At 57.5% G+C, this 16,339-nt stretch carries 14 protein-coding genes; 9 read left to right on the top strand and 5 right to left on the bottom strand.

Annotated elements, in window-relative coordinates; translation table 11 throughout:
• Positions 1-3: 3 nt before the first annotated feature.
• Positions 4-468 carry a (2Fe-2S)-binding protein gene (locus ACR0BI_RS06685; protein ID WP_480561204.1) on the bottom strand — a complete coding sequence of 155 codons (465 nt, stop codon included), beginning with the start codon at positions 466-468 and terminating at the stop codon, positions 4-6.
• A gap of 99 nt (positions 469-567) precedes the next feature.
• On the opposite strand from ACR0BI_RS06685, the gene ACR0BI_RS06680 reads away from it, so the two are divergent.
• Positions 568-1,146: a TetR/AcrR family transcriptional regulator gene (locus tag ACR0BI_RS06680; RefSeq protein ID WP_170397125.1), complete on the top strand. Its 579-nt coding sequence runs from the start codon at positions 568-570 to the stop codon at positions 1,144-1,146.
• Here ACR0BI_RS06680 and kynU read toward each other — a convergent pair.
• Positions 1,139-2,332, bottom strand: coding sequence for a kynureninase (gene kynU, locus ACR0BI_RS06675; RefSeq protein ID WP_480561205.1), 1,194 nt, complete (start codon positions 2,330-2,332; stop codon positions 1,139-1,141). The genes ACR0BI_RS06680 and kynU overlap by 8 nt on opposite strands.
• Before the next feature lie 196 nt (positions 2,333-2,528).
• Here kynU and ACR0BI_RS06670 point away from each other — a divergent pair, with 196 nt between their 5' ends.
• The 6 genes from ACR0BI_RS06670 to ACR0BI_RS06645 all read left to right on the top strand — a co-directional run bounded on the left by ACR0BI_RS06670 (position 2,529) and on the right by ACR0BI_RS06645 (position 9,257).
• Positions 2,529-2,978: a methyltransferase family protein gene (locus ACR0BI_RS06670; RefSeq protein ID WP_170397122.1), complete on the top strand. Its 450-nt coding sequence runs from the start codon at positions 2,529-2,531 to the stop codon at positions 2,976-2,978.
• Between the two features lie 132 nt (positions 2,979-3,110).
• Complete coding sequence (locus ACR0BI_RS06665) at positions 3,111-4,682, top strand: Re/Si-specific NAD(P)(+) transhydrogenase subunit alpha (protein WP_170424155.1); 1,572 nt, start codon at positions 3,111-3,113, stop codon at positions 4,680-4,682.
• 13 nt (positions 4,683-4,695) lie between these two features.
• Positions 4,696-6,150, top strand: coding sequence for an NAD(P)(+) transhydrogenase (Re/Si-specific) subunit beta (locus tag ACR0BI_RS06660; protein WP_480561206.1), 1,455 nt, complete (start codon positions 4,696-4,698; stop codon positions 6,148-6,150).
• 159 nt (positions 6,151-6,309) lie between these two features.
• Positions 6,310-6,666, top strand: a complete 357-nt coding sequence (locus ACR0BI_RS06655; RefSeq protein WP_480561207.1) for a VOC family protein — start codon at positions 6,310-6,312, stop codon at positions 6,664-6,666.
• 107 nt (positions 6,667-6,773) lie between these two features.
• Entirely contained in the window at positions 6,774-8,051 is a 1,278-nt protein-coding gene (locus ACR0BI_RS06650; RefSeq protein ID WP_170404096.1) for a DUF3422 family protein, read from the top strand.
• Positions 8,052-8,120: 69 nt separating this feature from the next.
• The gene (locus ACR0BI_RS06645) at positions 8,121-9,257 is read left to right on the top strand and encodes an MFS transporter (RefSeq protein WP_480561208.1); all 1,137 of its coding nucleotides are present in this window, start codon (positions 8,121-8,123) and stop codon (positions 9,255-9,257) included.
• 6 nt (positions 9,258-9,263) lie between these two features.
• Here the strand turns inward: ACR0BI_RS06645 and ACR0BI_RS06640 are convergent, their stop codons facing one another.
• The 3 genes from ACR0BI_RS06640 to ACR0BI_RS06630 all read right to left on the bottom strand — a co-directional run bounded on the left by ACR0BI_RS06640 (position 9,264) and on the right by ACR0BI_RS06630 (position 13,045).
• The gene (locus ACR0BI_RS06640; protein WP_170397109.1) at positions 9,264-10,244 is read right to left on the bottom strand and encodes an ABC transporter permease; all 981 of its coding nucleotides are present in this window, start codon (positions 10,242-10,244) and stop codon (positions 9,264-9,266) included.
• Complete coding sequence (locus tag ACR0BI_RS06635; protein ID WP_170397107.1) at positions 10,237-11,244, bottom strand: ABC transporter permease; 1,008 nt, start codon at positions 11,242-11,244, stop codon at positions 10,237-10,239. Before ACR0BI_RS06635 ends, ACR0BI_RS06640 begins: the two co-directional genes overlap by 8 nt.
• Positions 11,245-11,338: 94 nt before the next feature.
• Positions 11,339-13,045 carry a peptide ABC transporter substrate-binding protein gene (locus ACR0BI_RS06630; protein WP_170397105.1) on the bottom strand — a complete coding sequence of 569 codons (1,707 nt, stop codon included), beginning with the start codon at positions 13,043-13,045 and terminating at the stop codon, positions 11,339-11,341.
• Positions 13,046-13,330: 285 nt separating this feature from the next.
• Here ACR0BI_RS06630 and ACR0BI_RS06625 point away from each other — a divergent pair, with 285 nt between their 5' ends.
• Positions 13,331-15,151: an ABC transporter ATP-binding protein gene (locus ACR0BI_RS06625; RefSeq protein ID WP_170397103.1), complete on the top strand. Its 1,821-nt coding sequence runs from the start codon at positions 13,331-13,333 to the stop codon at positions 15,149-15,151.
• A gap of 5 nt (positions 15,152-15,156) precedes the next feature.
• Entirely contained in the window at positions 15,157-16,323 is a 1,167-nt protein-coding gene (argE, locus tag ACR0BI_RS06620; protein ID WP_170397101.1) for an acetylornithine deacetylase, read from the top strand.
• Positions 16,324-16,339: the final 16 nt, after the last annotated feature.

Below are 16,339 nucleotides of genomic sequence, written 5' to 3'. Positions count from 1 at the left end.
GGATCAAGCCTCCTTCAACTTGGCAGCGGCATCGTGGATGGCCGCGCGGATGCGAGGATAGGTGCCACAGCGGCAAAGGTTGCCTTGCATCGCATCGTCGATGTCTTCGTCCGTTGGGGCCGGGTTTTCAGCCAGTAGCGATGCGGCCTGCATGATCTGGCCCGACTGGCAGTAACCACATTGCGCCACTTGGTGGTCAACCCAGGCCTTCTGGATCGTTGCCATGGCGTCAGGCGTGCCAATCCCCTCGATCGTGGTGACATCACCCCAAACATCCGAGAGCGCTACCTGGCAGGACCGCACGGCCTCACCATCAATATGAACGGTGCAGGCACCGCAGGCAGCCACACCACAGCCGAACTTGGTACCGGTTAGTCCAACCTCATCACGCAGAACCCATAACAAGGGCACATCATCAGGCAGATCAACCTGATGGGTCTTTCCGTTGATCTTAAGGGCCGTCGCCATGGCGCACCTCTCTTAGCTTTGGCTAGTTTCTGACATATTTAATGAAAAGTGTCAGCTTGTCAATTGACAAAATGAACAAGAAGTGTCAGAGGTTCTCGCATGACGAGTGTAAGTGAAGATTCCAAGACAGCGGCCATTCTGAAATCGGCATTTCAGGCCTTTGCGACCTATGGGTTTAAGAAAACTTCGATGGATGACATTGCCAAAGGGGCAGGGATGTCCCGGCCTGCGGTTTATCTGCATTTCAAGAATAAAGAGGCCATCGTTCGCGAACTGACGCAGTTTTATTATGGCGAGAAAGTTACCCTAGTCGCTGAAGCCTTGGCCAGCGAAGGTCCTTTGCCTCAGATCCTCGCTCAGGCGATCGAGGCGCAATCAAACGGGATGGCTGAAATTTTGGCCTCACCTCATGGGCTTGAAATGCTGGACGCGACCAAATCCATGTCGACGGATATCGTTCAGGAGGGCGAGGCCAAATTGACGCGACTTTACGCCGAATGGTTACGGCGCGAGGATGCGGCAGGTCGCGCGCATTTGCCTGTCGGCCCGGATGAGGCCGCAAAGACAATCACCACATCGCTGAAGGGCGTCAAGATGACAGCCTCCAGCGCTGAAGAGTTTGAGCAGGGTATCTCGCAATTGGCCACGCTTTTGGGCGCGGCGCTTGAGGTCAGGTGACGCGCTGACGGATTTTGTATTCCGGTTTGTCCCACAGCTTGTTGGTTATGATATCGGCCAGAATTTGGGCGGCCTGTTCTACATCCCCTTCATCGACATATAGCGGTGTGAAGCCAAACCGCATGATATCGGGCGCTCGGAAATCGCCGATCACGCCACGCGCGATCAAAGCCTGCATGGCAGCGTATCCTTCATCAAAATGAAACGAGATTTGACTTCCGCGCTGGGCTGGATCGCGGGGGCTTGCGAGTGTCAATCCCGGGCAGGTAGCCTCAACCCGGGTAATGAACAATTCGGTCAATTCGATTGACTTGGCGCGCACATCGGCCATTTCAGCCATGTCCCAGATATCCATCGCTGCCGACAGCGCTGCCATCTGAATGACCGGAGGGGTTCCGACCCGCATCCTCTCGATTCCCGCGCCGGGGCGATAGTCGAGGTCGAAAGCAAAGGGGGCTTCATGCCCCAACCAGCCCGAAAGCGCCGGGCGCACGCGATCCGACAGACGCGGAGCGACATAGACGAACGCTGGCGCACCGGGACCGCCATTGAGGTACTTATACGTGCAGCCAACAGCGAAATCCGCGTTGCAACCGGACAGATCGACCGGGATTGCCCCCGCAGAATGGGCAAGGTCCCAGACGGTCACGACACCGTTCGCGTGGGCCAGTTCGGTCAAAGCCTTCATGTCATGCATACGGCCGGAGCGATAATCGACCTCGGTCAGCATCAGAACAGCGACCTCTTCGGTGATTTGTGCGGCGACGTTTTCGGGATCGACCACGCGCAGTTCATAATCCGTCCCCAGTGATCGCAATAGCCCATCTGCCATGTAAAGATCCGACGGGAAATTGCCGTTGTCCGACAGGACGACCTTGCGGGTCGGGTTCAGCTCCAGCGCTGAGGCGACCGCCTGATAAACCTTGATCGACAGAGTATCGCCCACCACGACGCTGCCGGGCTCTGCCCCGATCAGCCGTCCGATCCGATCCCCCAGGCCGGTCGGCATACCCATCCACCCGGCTTTGTTCCAGCCGGTGATCAGCAACTGACCCCATTCGTCCTTCATCATGCTTCCGACACGGTCACCGGCTGATTTCGGCAACGGGCCCAGAGAGTTACCGTCGAGATAAAGAACGCCCTCGGGCAGGTGAAACATGGATTTGGTTTTGGCGAAATCGGTCATGGCGAGGCTTTGTCTTTCTGAAACAGTCAGGTTGTAACTGGCTATCTGATCCCGTTGTGTCTGTCTATTGGTGCGGGTTGTCCAGCGCCCTGGGTCGATGCGACACCCTGCGCTTTTGCCAATGCGGTCAGAAAACGATAGGAGAGCGATCAGAAGCGACATTTGCCACCATGTGTCGCCGCGTGAAGGGACAGCCATGCGCCTGATCGACATACCACCTGTTTGGCTTGTGGGCTTTGCCTTGCTCGCCTGGGTCCAGGCCCGCGTGTTGCCGCTGGGGTTGTCTCTGGATGGGGCGGTGACAGATCTGCTCAGCGGCATACTGATCGGTGGCGGTATCATTCTGGCCGTGATGGCGGTAATCGAGTTCCGCCGGCACAAAACCACGGTCTTTCCGCACGAAACACCCTCGACCATGGTGCAGACCGGGATTTATAAGCGCAGCCGCAATCCTATCTATGTGGGCGATGTGCTGATCCTGACCGGGCTGATCCTGCGTTTTGACGCGGTGTTGTCGCTGGTGCTGATCCCGGTTTTTGTCTGGGTGCTGGAACGCCGCTTTATCATACCCGAGGAAGACCGTCTGCGCCGCACATTCCGCGCCGATTTCGCCCGGTATGAACGCAAGACCAGACGATGGATATAAGGGTGTGGTCATCATGACACAGCGTCATAATTGCTGCGCTTGCGAAATAATCTTGCGCAGGATACATGTCTGCTTGTCATTCTATGCTGAACACCCACCTGGCCTGAATCAAAAATTAGGGGGAACCGACTGGTGAAAATTGGGACGCCAAAGGAAACGTACAAGGGCGAGAACCGGGTCGCGATGACTCCGGACTCGGCTGTGCAGTTGCAGAAACTGGGCTATGAGTGCCTGATCGAAAAGGGCGCAGGCGCTGCTGCGGGGTTTTCGGACGCCGCTTATGAAGCCGCAGGCGTTGAGGTCATGAAGACCGCTGCCTCGCTTTGGAAGGCTGCGGATATCATTGCCAAGGTGCGTCAGCCCGATGCCACCGAGCTGAAGCGTCTGACCAAGAACAAGACCCTGATTTCATTCTTTAATCCGGCTGGTAATGAAGACGGGATGGAGGCCGCCAAATCCAAGGGCGCGACCGTGATCGCGATGGAGATGGTCCCGCGTATCTCGCGCGCGCAGAAGATGGACGCGCTGTCTTCGATGGCCAATATCGCCGGGTACCGTGCTGTGATCGAGGCAGGCAACAACTTTGGCCGTTTCTTCACAGGTCAGGTGACGGCGGCTGGTAAGGTGCCACCTGCCAAGGTGCTGATCGTCGGTGCCGGTGTGGCCGGACTGGCCGCGATTGGGACCTCGACCTCGCTGGGTGCGATCACCTATGCGTTCGACGTGCGCCCCGAAGTGGCCGAGCAGGTCGAATCCATGGGGGCTGAGTTCGTCTATCTGGATTTTGAGGAAGAACAGCAGGACGGTGCATCGACTGGTGGCTACGCATCGGTCCAGTCGGAAGAATTCCGCAACGCCCAGCTTGCCAAGTTCCGGGAACTGGCACCCGAGATGGACATCGTCATCACCACGGCGCTGATCCCCAACCGTGAGGCACCTGAGCTTTGGACCAAAGATATGGTCGAAAGCATGAAGCCGGGTTCGGTCATCGTTGACCTTGCAGCGGAAAAGGGCGGTAACTGTAAACTGACGGTGCCGGATGAGAAGATCGTGACCGACAATGGCGTGACCATTATCGGCTATACCGACTTCCCCAGCCGGATGGCGGCGCAGTCATCGTCTCTGTACGCGACCAATATCCGTCACATGATGGCTGACCTGACACCCGAGAAGGACGGCAAGGTCAATCACGACATGGAAGATGACGTGATCCGTGGCGCGACCGTGACCCATGAGGGCGAGATCACCTTCCCGCCACCTCCGCCCAAGGTGCAGGCGATTGCGGCACAGCCTAAGGCCGAGGTCAAGGAACTGACACCGGAAGAGAAAAGGGCGCAGGAAATCGCGGCCTTCAAAGCGCAGACCAAGCAACAGTTCACGTTGCTGGGCGTCGGCGGTGCGTTGATGTTGCTGGTGGGGTTGATCGCTCCGGCCAGCTTCATGCAGCATTTCATCGTCTTTGTGCTGGCGATCTTTGTGGGCTTCCAGGTGATCTGGAATGTCAGCCATAGCTTGCACACACCACTGATGGCGATCACCAACGCGATCTCTTCGATCATTATCGTTGGAGCCTTGATGCAGATCGGATCGGGGTCGTTCCTGGTCATTCTGCTGGCGGCGCTGTCAGTCTTCATGGCCGGAATCAACATCTTCGGCGGCTTCCTCGTAACCCGGCGCATGCTCGCCATGTTCCAGAAATCTTAAGGAGGCCGGGCACATGGAATTTGGCTTCACTACTGCCGCCTATGTCGTTGCGGCTGTCCTTTTCATCCTGTCTCTGGGTGGATTGTCGAACCAGGAAAGCGCCAAGAGGGCGGTCTGGTATGGCATTGTTGGTATGGCGCTCGCGGTTTTTGCGACGCTGGTTGGTCCGGGTTCAGGCCTGTGGCTGCTGTCGTTGCTGCTGATCGCGGGCGGTGGTCTGATCGGTCAGAACGTGGCACAGCGCGTCCAGATGACCGAGATGCCGCAGCTTGTGGCCGCGATGCATTCGCTGGTGGGTCTGGCGGCTGTGTTCGTGGGATTCAATGCCCATTTCGAGATCGGCAATGTGGCGCAAGTCATGGCGATTGCCGACAGTGCGTCTCAGGCGGACCTGTCCGATCTGGGGGCGTTCGCCAAGCTGATCGCCAAGAAGACCGCGGCCGAACTGGCGATCCTGCATGTTGAGCTGTTCCTCGGTATCTTCATCGGTGCGATCACCTTTACTGGATCGGTCGTGGCTTATGGCAAGTTGGCGGGCAAGGTGACCTCGGCGGCGACCAAGCTTCCGGGCGGTCATGCTCTGAACGCGGGTGCGGCTGCTTTGTCGTTCATCTGCCTGATCTGGTACACCAATTCGGGCGGTTTCTTCCCGCTGTTCCTGATGACGCTGGCAGCGCTGTTCATCGGCTATCACCTGATCATGGGCATCGGCGGGGCCGACATGCCGGTGGTTGTGTCGATGCTGAACAGCTATTCGGGTTGGGCGGCTGCGGCCATCGGCTTCTCGCTAGGCAACGACCTGCTGATCGTGGTTGGTGCATTGGTGGGCTCGTCTGGTGCGATCCTGTCCTACATCATGTGTAAGGCGATGAACCGTCACTTTGTCAGCGTGATCTTAGGTGGCTTTGGTGGCCCGCAAGGCGAGCAGATGGCTGTTGAGGGCGAGCAGATTGCCATTGAGGCAGATGGCGTAGCTGCAGCGCTGAATGACGCCGACAGCATTGTCATCATTCCGGGGTACGGCATGGCGGTGGCGCAGGCGCAGCAATCGGTGTCCGAGCTGGTTCGCAAGCTGCGCGCCAAGGGCAAGAACGTGCGCTTTGCGATCCACCCCGTTGCCGGTCGTCTGCCGGGCCACATGAACGTGCTGCTGGCCGAGGCGAAGGTACCGTATGACATTGTTCTGGAGATGGACGAGATCAACGACGACTTCCCGGATACGGATGTGGCCATCGTTATCGGTTCGAACGATATCGTGAACCCAGCGGCGCAGGAAGACCCGAACAGCCCGATCGCCGGGATGCCGGTGTTGGAATGCTGGAAAGCCAAGCAGGTGTTTGTGTCCAAGCGTGGTCAGGGCACCGGCTATTCGGGCATCGAGAACCCGCTGTTCTTCAAGGAGAACACCCGCATGTTCTATGGCGACGCCAAGGCTTCGCTCGACAAGCTGTTGCCCATGATCGATTGATCAGAAGGGACAATCTGATTGCAAAGGGCGCCTGAGGGCGCCCTTTTCTTTTGTGATGAGATGGGGGCTTGCCTCCAACCCCCTCAAGGTTTTTTAGCCATATGAAGCAAGCGGGCTGTGTTAAACTTGGCGAGTGTTCGGGATAGTCGGAGGCAGACCATGCAGAAGGTAAATGGAATTGGCGGGATATTCTTTCGGGCCCGTGATCCGCAGGCGTTGAGTGCTTGGTATGAGAAGCATTTGGGCGTCAATCACTACGATCCTGTGCCCTGGAAGCAGCGGGAAGGATTTACGGTGTTCGCACCCTTTGCGCAGGACACCGAGTATTTTGGCCGCTCCGAGCAGCAATGGATGATCAATTTTCGTGTCGATGACCTGAGCGCGTTGATCGACCAATTAAAGATCGCCGGAATCACCGTCGAGACGAACCCGGAGTGGGACAGCGAGGTCGGGAAATTCGCCCGCATCCACGATCCTGAAGGCAATCCCATCGAGCTATGGGAGCCGAATCAATAAGATAGCGGGATTGTATACCGTTGTATCCTTGTAAGTAATTGAAATAAATAAACAATTGATGTTGTGTCGGTCTGCCTTATAGTGCCGGTGATACACCGGAGCCTTACATGACGCCCATAGACAATCATCCGCTTCGCTATACGCTGGCCAATGAACTGCATGCACGCCCATTTCCGGTTGCACCCTTACCCAGCACGGTTGTGTTTCTGGCGATCAAGAAGCCCAAAGAAGCGGTTACGCGCGATCGTGGCGAGGATATGGCCCACCTGATCAATCTGCTGGATCGCCACGGCGCGCAGCACCCTCAGCCAGAAGCCACTCACTACGCGGGTCAGATCGGGCGTCATTGGCTGAAATGGGAACAACATACCGAGTTTGTGACCTATACCGCGATCACTCCGAACGTCAGTGAACGTGCATTCAATCCGGCAGACTTTGAGGTGTTTCCTCCAGACTGGTTGATGGCGAGCCCGGGGCAGCGGGTGACATCGGCCTTAATTCGCGTCGTCGAATACGAGGGAGATGAGGCGGCAAAGGCTTCGCTGGCTCAGTGGTTCGAGCCGGAAAGCCTAGCAGTGGCGCGGGTGCTGGATGATGCTGCGATCTGCGCTTGTGATTTCCGAATTGATCCGGCGGGGCATATGCGGCTTGCGATGTTTGTCAAGAAAGGCACCGGGCGGCGGCGGACCGGGCGGATCGTTCAGCGGCTGTGCGAGATTGAGACCTACAAGGCAATGTCGATGCTGGGATTTGCACGGGTCAAGCAACTGATGCCGCGCATCGGCGAACTGGATGGTCAATTGACCCGCCTGATGGGGCAGATGTCCGATGAAACAGCGCACCCAGACGAATTGTTGCCGGATCTTCTGTCTACCTCGATCGAGCTTGAGACACTTTCGGCACGGTGTTCTTTTCGGTTCGGCGCCACGGGTGCCTATGAGGCGATTGTTAATCAGCGCATCGAAGTGTTGCGTGAACAAAGATTCAATGGACGTCAGAGTTTTGCCGATTTCATGATGCGTCGTTATGACCCCGCGATGCGGACGGTTAAATCAACCGAGCGACGTTTGCAGGCCTTGTCCGACAGGGCTATTCGCGCCGGCGACCTGTTGCGTACCCGTGTCGATGTCGAACGCAGCGCTCAAAATCAGGCTCTGCTGGAAAGCATGGACCGGCGTGCTGATCTGGCCCTTAGATTGCAGCACACAGTCGAGGGATTATCTGTGGTGGCGATCAGCTACTATGCGGTGTCTCTGGTCAGCTACTTGCTCTACCCACTGACGCAGGCCGGGATTAGCAAAGGGATGCTGACGGCAATTGTGACCGTGCCTGTCATCCTTGCCGTTTGGTTCGGGGTGCGCCAGATCCGGAAGCGAATTGAATAAGCGGTCTATGCCGGGCGACGAATGATCTGTAGAACGGGTGGCGTTTGGCAGATTTTATGAGGATTCCCTGTGATCGGTATTGTTGCGGCGTGGCGGGCTGTGGCCGCCATGTTTATCCTGAACGGTGCGCTGTTCGGCATCTGGGCATCGCGCATACCTGCGGTTCGGGACAGGCTGGATCTGACGCACGAGGCGCTAGGGCTTGGTTTGCTGTTCATGGCAGCAGGGGCCGTTTGTTCGTTTCCGATCACGGGCCGTTTGACGGACAAGTTTGGGGCGGTGGCGATCACGCGGGTGATCGCGGTTCTCTACACCTTTTCCCTGATCCTTTTGGCTCTCGCCGGCGGGTTCTGGTCGCTTGCGACGTTTCTGTTTGTATTCGGAGCCTTCCATGGCTCGATGGATGTTGCGATGAACGCCTGGGCGGCAGAGGTCGAACAGGCCTATGACAAGCCGGTCATGTCGTCCTTTCACGCGATGTGGAGCCTTGGAGCCGGACTGGGAGCGCTCAGCGGATACGGTGCCGTACAGATGGGGCTGTCGGTGTTGCAACATTTTCTGCTAGCGGGTGGCGTTGTCGTCGCGCTTGCGCTTGTTTTGTCTTGGGTACGCTGGACTTCGAAACGATCGGCTTCAAAACCTGGATCGGTGTTCGCTTTGCCGTCGGGTGCCCTAATCCTTGTGGGTTTCACAGCGCTGTGCGGCGCTTTGGGCGAGGGGGCTGTTGCGGATTGGAGCGCGATTTTCCTGCGTGACGTTACCGGTGCGGCTGAGAGTATCGCGGCGTTAGGCTATGCGGTCTTCTCGGTCACGATGGTTGCGTTCCGGCTTGCGGGCGGGGTGGTGATCGCGCGTTTCGGGCCTGTTGCAACAGCACGATTTGGCGGCGTTTGCGCCGCGCTGGGCGTGTTTGGCGTAGTATCGGCGGGAGGGGCAGGATTGGCTTTGGCAGGTTTTGCTCTGATGGGAGTGGGCTATGCGGTAATCATGCCTCTGGCCTTTAGCCGTGCGGCCAACGACCCGCATGTCCCGCCCGGACAGGCGATCGCAAGCGTCGCGACATTGGGATACGGAGGGTTGTTGATCGGGCCGCCTCTGATCGGATTTCTGGCCGAGTTGATGACGCTGAGATTTGCCTTTGCAGTTCTTTTACCGCTGGCCGTTCTTATCATCGTATTGGCCGGCGCGCTGAAGCGCGCCGACTAAGTTCGCTTATCGTCCGCGAATACGTGGATCCAGCGCATCGCGCAGGCCGTCACCCAGATAATTTACACTGAGGACGGTTAGTGAGATCGCCAGTCCGGGCCAGAACACGCGCTCGGGGTATTGCTGAAGATAGTCGACGCCATCGAAGAGCAGCCGACCCCATGTCGGGAAGTCCGGCGGAAATCCGAGGCCGAGGAAGGAAAGCGCGCTTTCGGTGATGATCGCAGTTGCAATCCCCAGCGTGGCCGACACCATGATCGGAGACAGAACATTCGGCAGGATGTGCCGGGTGATGATCTGGCCATTGCTGGTGCCGATGGACCGGGCGGCCAGAACGAACTCACGCTCTTTGATCGCCAGCACATCGCCGCGCACGATCCGCGCTGTGGGCATCCATGAGGTGATGCCGATGGCGCAGACGATCAGGATGAAGATTCCACGCTCTAACCCGAAGGCAGCAGATAGCGGCTCGCGGAAGAGCAGCATCATGACCAGCAGCAGCGGTAGCAACGGCAAGGCCAAGAACAGATCCGTCAGGCGCATCAGTGGGCCATCCAGCCGTTTGAAAAACCCGGCCAGAACACCGATGAACGAGCCCAGAAACAGCGCCAACAGCATCGCGGTGATGCCGACTGACACCGATGTCTGACCGCCTGACATCATGCGAGCTAGGATATCGCGGCCCAACTGGTCGGTGCCAAAGGGATGCGCCCAACTGGGGCCCTGATTGCGCGAACGGATGTCGATCTGAGTGGGGTCGATGCTCCATAAGTATGGGCCCAGATAGACGCCTGCGACGATGAAGATGAACAGAATCGCTCCGATCATCGCGCCTTTGTGGGTCTTGAACTGATCCCAGACATCGCGCCATTGGCTCCGTGGTGGGGTGGCCAGTTCTTCCATCACATCGGTGGTTGGCAGCGCTGTCGAGGCGGGCGCAAGCCCTTCGTCCGGGACCAGTGTATCGGTACGATCATGATCAGTCATAACGAATCCTCGGGTCCAGAATGCCATAGAGAACGTCGGCGATCAGATTGAACAGGACGATCAGCACGGCAAATATGAAGGTCAGGGTTTGGACCATCGGCAAGTCATTGGCCTGAATAGCCCCGATCAGCAACTGGCCGATGCCGTTCACTTTGAACACCTGCTCGGTAATGATCGCTCCGCCGAAGATGGCTGGAATACCCAGCGCGATAACGGTGACCACAGGGATCATCGAGTTGCGCAGGACGTGGACCATGACGACCGTATATTCGCTGAGGCCCTTGGCGCGGGCGGTGCGGACATAATCCTGATTAAGGTTGTCCAGCATCGAGGCGCGCATGAATCGGCTGAGCTGCGCGGTGATCTGCAGCGCCAGAACCATGACCGGCATGATCATCTGTTTGAGCTGTACAACAAAGCTGTCCCAGCTATTGACCACATGGGTAGTGTCATAGATCGACGGGAACCACCCAAGCTGGACTGAGAAGATCACGATCACCAATACGCCCGAGAAGAACGGCGGTACCGAGAAGCCGACCATCGACACGAATGTGCCCATTTGGTCGAACCAGGAATACTGCCGGTAAGCCGAATAGATACCGATGGGCAGGGCGATCAGGATGGCGACCACATAAGCGGTGCCAACAACCCACAGGGTCTGCGGGATGCGCTGAACGACGATGTCCATGACGGGTGAGCGGGTCTGCCACGAAATCACGCGCAGGTCACCTTCGGAGAAGGTTGTACCAAAGATCGAGTCGACCAGAACCTGCGGTTCGATCCAGAAGAACTGCACGATCCATTTCCAGAACCGGATATGCATCGGCTGACCGAGGCCCAGTGCCTCGCGCATCTTCTCTTTGACTTCGGGGGGGACGGTAAGTGGAACCTGCGCCATCGGATCGCCGGGTGCGAGTTCGAGGAGCAGGAAGATGACGAGGCTGATGAACAGTAGCGTGGGAACGGCCAGCACCAGTCGTCTGATGGTAAAGTTGAGCATTAAGAGGCGCCTTTATATGCGTCTTCTTGTTGGAGTGGTCTGCAAATGACCGCGCCCCGATATGGGTCGGGGCGCGGTTTTGCAAGATTAACGCTTAGGAACCGGTCTTGCGGTACCAGTCCGCAATGTTCCACAGCTCGCTGTCCCAAACGTTCAGGACAACGCCACCCAGCGTATTGGCGTGTGCCGACAGACGACCACGGTGCACCAGCGGGATCATTCCGCCATTTTCAACCATGATGTCGTTCAGCTGACGCGCGATCTGCGCGCGCTCATCCGCACCTGCGGTTTCGGCCAGCTTGCCATGCAGCTTGTCGAACTCTTCGTTGCAGAAACGGCTGATGTTCTCGCCCTGCCACTGGCTTTCAGGCTTGGGTGCCTTGTCGCACAGGCCGTTGCCCAGATAGGACTGCGGGTCAGTGCCGTTGAAGGTGTTGGCATACATTTCAACGTCGGCATAGAACTTCTGGAAGGTGTCAGGCGAACCCGGATCACCACCAAAGAAGACCGAAGCATTGATGTTGCGCAGCTCAGTTTCGATACCGATTTGGCTCCACCATTCTTTGATCAGCGCCTGGAAGTCCTGGCGAACTGCGTTGGTAGAAGTCTGGTAGACAATCTTCAGCGGTACACCGTCTTTTTCACGGATGCCATCGCCATCGGAATCAACGATACCCGCGTCATCCAGAAGCTTCTTGGCACCTTCGATATCTTGAGTATCGCAGCTGAATGTGTCGGAATTCACCGCGGCAGGCGCAGGTACCCAGTTGCAGGTAACCTTACCGGCCTGACCGTAGCCGATTTCAACCAGCAGCGGCCGGTCGATGGCCAGCGACATGGCCTTGTAAACAGCAGGGTCCTGCAGGAACGGGTGCGGATGCGTTGCAGTCGAACGCTCGCCCTCCGGCAGATCTGGCGACGGGTTGGTCTGGTTCAGCATGATGCGTTCCACCAGCGGGCCGAAGCCTGCGACCGGAGTACCTTTGCCGCCTTCCTGCATCTGCGCGATCACTTCAGGCGCAAGCTGCAAGTTCCAGGCATAGTCAAATTCGCCGGTTTCCATGACCGCACGACCAGCAGCAGTTGCATCGCCACCGCCTTTGAATGTCACCGTTGCGAACGCAGGCTTTGCCGGGTCACGGTAGTTATCATTGGCCTTGAAAGTGATCACGTCATTTGGCTTGAACTCGGTGACAACAAACGGGCCTGTGCCGATCGGGTTAAAGTTCTGCTCGGTGCATTCGGGCGCTTTGGCTCCCATGCAATCCGCGAACTGTGCCGCCTGGATGATCGGGCTCTCACCACCCACGAACGGGCCGTAAGGGAACGGGGTCGGCGCATCGAATGTGACTTTGACGGTCAGATCATCGACAGCTTCGACATTGGTGACACCTTCAAATTTGGTCACCTGCGCACAACCGCCTTCTGGGTCCATGCAATAGTTTGCAGTGAACACTACATCAGCGGAGGTGAAAGGTGTGCCGTCTGACCAGGTGATTCCCGGCGCGATTTTCCAAGTGATCGAGGTCAGGTCTTCGCTGACGCCACCATTTGCAACTGTCGGAATTTCGGATGCCAGGAACGGAACCATTTCGCCATCTTGATTGTACCGGGCGAGCGGCTCAATCACTAGCGACGCGGATTCCACATCCTTGGTGCCACCCGAAAGGAACGGGTTCAGGATCGATGGGGCTTGCCAGTAAATGATGCTGACATTGCCGTCCGATCCACGCTCGGCCATGGCCATCGGGGCCATTGCCGTGCTTGCAATCGCACCAAGCAAAAGGGTTTTGATTTTCATCATACACTCCATGTTGGACACATACGTGTCTCGATTATCTCCGCGATGCCCGCGGGTTAGGCGTGGCCGTCAAAAGGGATAAGGATTTGGAATCAAACGGAAACGATTGTATCGCCTTCGTGTATTCAGACCTCTCCCCAGAACGGTTACGCGGCGTATCGAAACAGAGTTTTGGAAAATTGCAAGCCTTGCCTTGCGAAATTTGACCTATCGGTTTGACTTTTTACATCTGCCCGCCTTAGCGTTTGGCACCCAATCCGAAAAGCCGCCAAGGGGAGAGCGCGCGTGCTGGATCAGCCAATTGCCCAGATCAAAAAACTGCGGGTCGAATTTCAAACTAAAGATGGCCCAGTGGTGGGCGTCGAGGACGTCTCGTTCGAGGTCAACCCAGGCGAAACCGTCTGTATCGTGGGCGAATCGGGGTCGGGCAAATCAGTCTCATCTCTATCGCTGATGCGCTTGGTCGAGTTCGGCGGCGGTGAAATTGCTGGCGGGCAACTGCTTTTCGATCGCCGCGGCGGCGAGGAAATGGATCTGTCCCACGCCGATCAAGATCTGATGAAGCAGATTCGCGGAAATGAGATCGGAATGATCTTTCAGGAGCCGATGACGGCCTTGAACCCGGTTTTCACAGTCGGACGGCAGCTCACCGAAGGATTGCGAATCCACAAGGACATGAACAAAGCGCAGGCCGAAGAGCGCGCGCTGGAATTATTGCGTCAGGTGCGCATCCCCGAGCCCGAGCGACGTTTGAAGCAATATCCGCATGAACTGTCCGGTGGCATGCGCCAGCGTGTGGTGATCGCCATGGCCATGGCGTGTGAGCCTCGCCTGCTGATTGCGGATGAACCCACTACTGCATTGGATGTGACCATCCAGGCCGAGATTCTGGCGCTGATGGACCGCCTCAAACGCGAGACCGGAACGGCGGTGATGTTTATCACCCATGACATGGCTGTGGTCGCGCAGATGGCGGACCGCGTGGTGGTTATGTTCCGCGGCAACAAGGTCGAGGAAGGCACCGTCAAAGAAATCTTCGAAAACCCGCAGCACGATTACACCAAGGCGTTGCTGGCGGCGGTTCCGAAATTGGGCGAGATGCAGGGTAAAGCCGCGCCCGAGCCAATGAAACTGCTGGGTGAGGAAGGCCAGAAGATCGCTCCGATCCCGGGTACGAACGAAGTGTTGCTGACGGTCAAGAACCTGACCACGCGATTTGCGGTGAAAGGCGGATTGCTGCGCCGGACCATCTCGAACGTGCATGCAGTCGAAGATGTCTCGTTCACGCTGAACCGGGGGCAAACACTCAGCCTCGTTGGCGAATCTGGGTGTGGCAAGTCGTCGGCAGGGCGCTCGATCCTGCGGTTGGTGGAGCCGATGGCGGGTGAGGTCGATCTGGACGGTGTCGACATCATGAAGCTGGACCAGGCCGGCCTGCGCAAAGCGCGGCTGGACATGCAGATGATCTTTCAGGATCCGTTCGCCTCGCTGAACCCGCAGATGCAATTGGTTGATCAGGTCGCCGAACCGATGCGGAACTATGGGGTTGCGTCGGGGTCAGAACTGCAGGACCGCGTGGCGCAACTGTTCGACAAAGTGCAACTGCCGCGCAGCTTCATGCGCCGCTTCCCGCATGAGATGTCGGGTGGTCAGCGGCAACGGATTGCGATTGCGCGAGCACTGGCGCTGAATCCCAAGCTAATCATCGCGGATGAGGCCGTTTCGGCGCTGGACGTCTCGGTTCAGGCGCAGGTGCTGAATCTGATGATGGAGCTGCAGTCCGAGCTTGGCCTCAGCTATCTGTTCATCAGCCATGACATGGCGGTGGTCGAGAGGGTTAGTCACCATGTCGGTGTGATGTATCTGGGCCGCATTGTCGAACTGGGCCCGCGTGCTCGGGTGTTTGAGAACCCACAGCACCCTTATACGCAGGCACTGATGAAGGCGGTACCAATTGCCGACCCGAACAAGCGCAAGTCGGAAAAAGACTTGAACTTCAAACCGATCCCGTCGCCAATTCATCCGATTGGATACGCGCCCGAACCCTCGCAATACAACGAGGTTGAACCGGGCCATTTTGTTTTGACCACTGACAGCGGATATTGACCCTCATGGCTGAGCGCCTGTCTCCGCTAGAGATCATGACTAAGCTGATCTCATTCCCGACTGTCAGTCGCGATACGAATTTACCGCTGGTGGATTGGGTCGAGGCGTATCTGCAAAGCCACGGGATCGAACCGCATCGTTGGCCTGATCCGGATCAGCCGCATAAGGCGGCTCTGTTCGCGCATGTCGGCCCGTGGGAAGAGGGCGCGATTGTCCTATCAGGTCACACTGATGTTGTTCCCATCGATGGCCAGCCTTGGGACACCGATCCATTTGTCGTGACCGAGAAAGATGGCAAGTATTTCGGGCGTGGCACCTGCGACATGAAGGGCTTTGACGCGCTGGCGATCTGGGCCTTGGTCGAGGCGCATCACGCTGACACCAAACGCCCCCTGCAACTGGCGTTGAGCTTTGATGAAGAGGTTGGCTGCACCGGCGCGCCGCCGATGATCGCCCACATGCAGGAGGTTCTGCCCAAAGGATCAGCCGTGATTGTGGGCGAGCCGTCGATGATGCAGGCCGTCACCGGCCATAAGGGCGGGTTTGGCTTTGACACGCATGTGGTGGGGTTCGAAGTTCACAGCTCAATCATGCACACAGGCGTCAATGCGATCATGGAGGCCGCGCCGCTGATCAATTGGGCCAATGATCGGAACGCCGAGAATATGGCGGCGCAACCTTCAGACATTGCGTCAGTGTTCGATCCGCCTTGGACTACCTGCCATGTTGGTATGATCGAAGGCGGAACCGCGCATAATATCACTGCCAAAGACTGTCGCTTCATGATGGATTTCCGCACCGTTCCGGACGATGAAAAATCGGTCTGGCAGAAGGCCTATTTCGATAAGGTTCGTGAAGTCGAGGCGCGGATGCAAGCGGTTCATCCCGACGCCCGGATCGAGCTGTCCGAGCATTTTTCGATCCCAGGTCTTGTGCCTGAAGAAGATGGCGAGGCTGAGACGCTGGTGCGCGCGCTCACCGGTGACAATGCGACACATGTGGTAAGCTATGGCACCGAGGCGGGGCAGTTTCAGGAAGCTGGTTATTCCGCTGTTATCTGCGGCCCAGGTGATATCGCGCAGGCCCATCAGCCGAATGAGTTCATTACGATTTCTCAATTCAACGCAGGTCAAAAATTTATGGAGCGTCTGGTAAAGAGGCTCTGCGAATAACATCTCAAAGGAGAGG

The sequence above is a fragment of the Ruegeria sp. E5 genome (genome assembly GCF_056534105.1).
The sequence above is the reverse complement of the archived record's forward strand: the minus strand, read 5'-3'. Positions and strand labels throughout refer to the sequence as shown.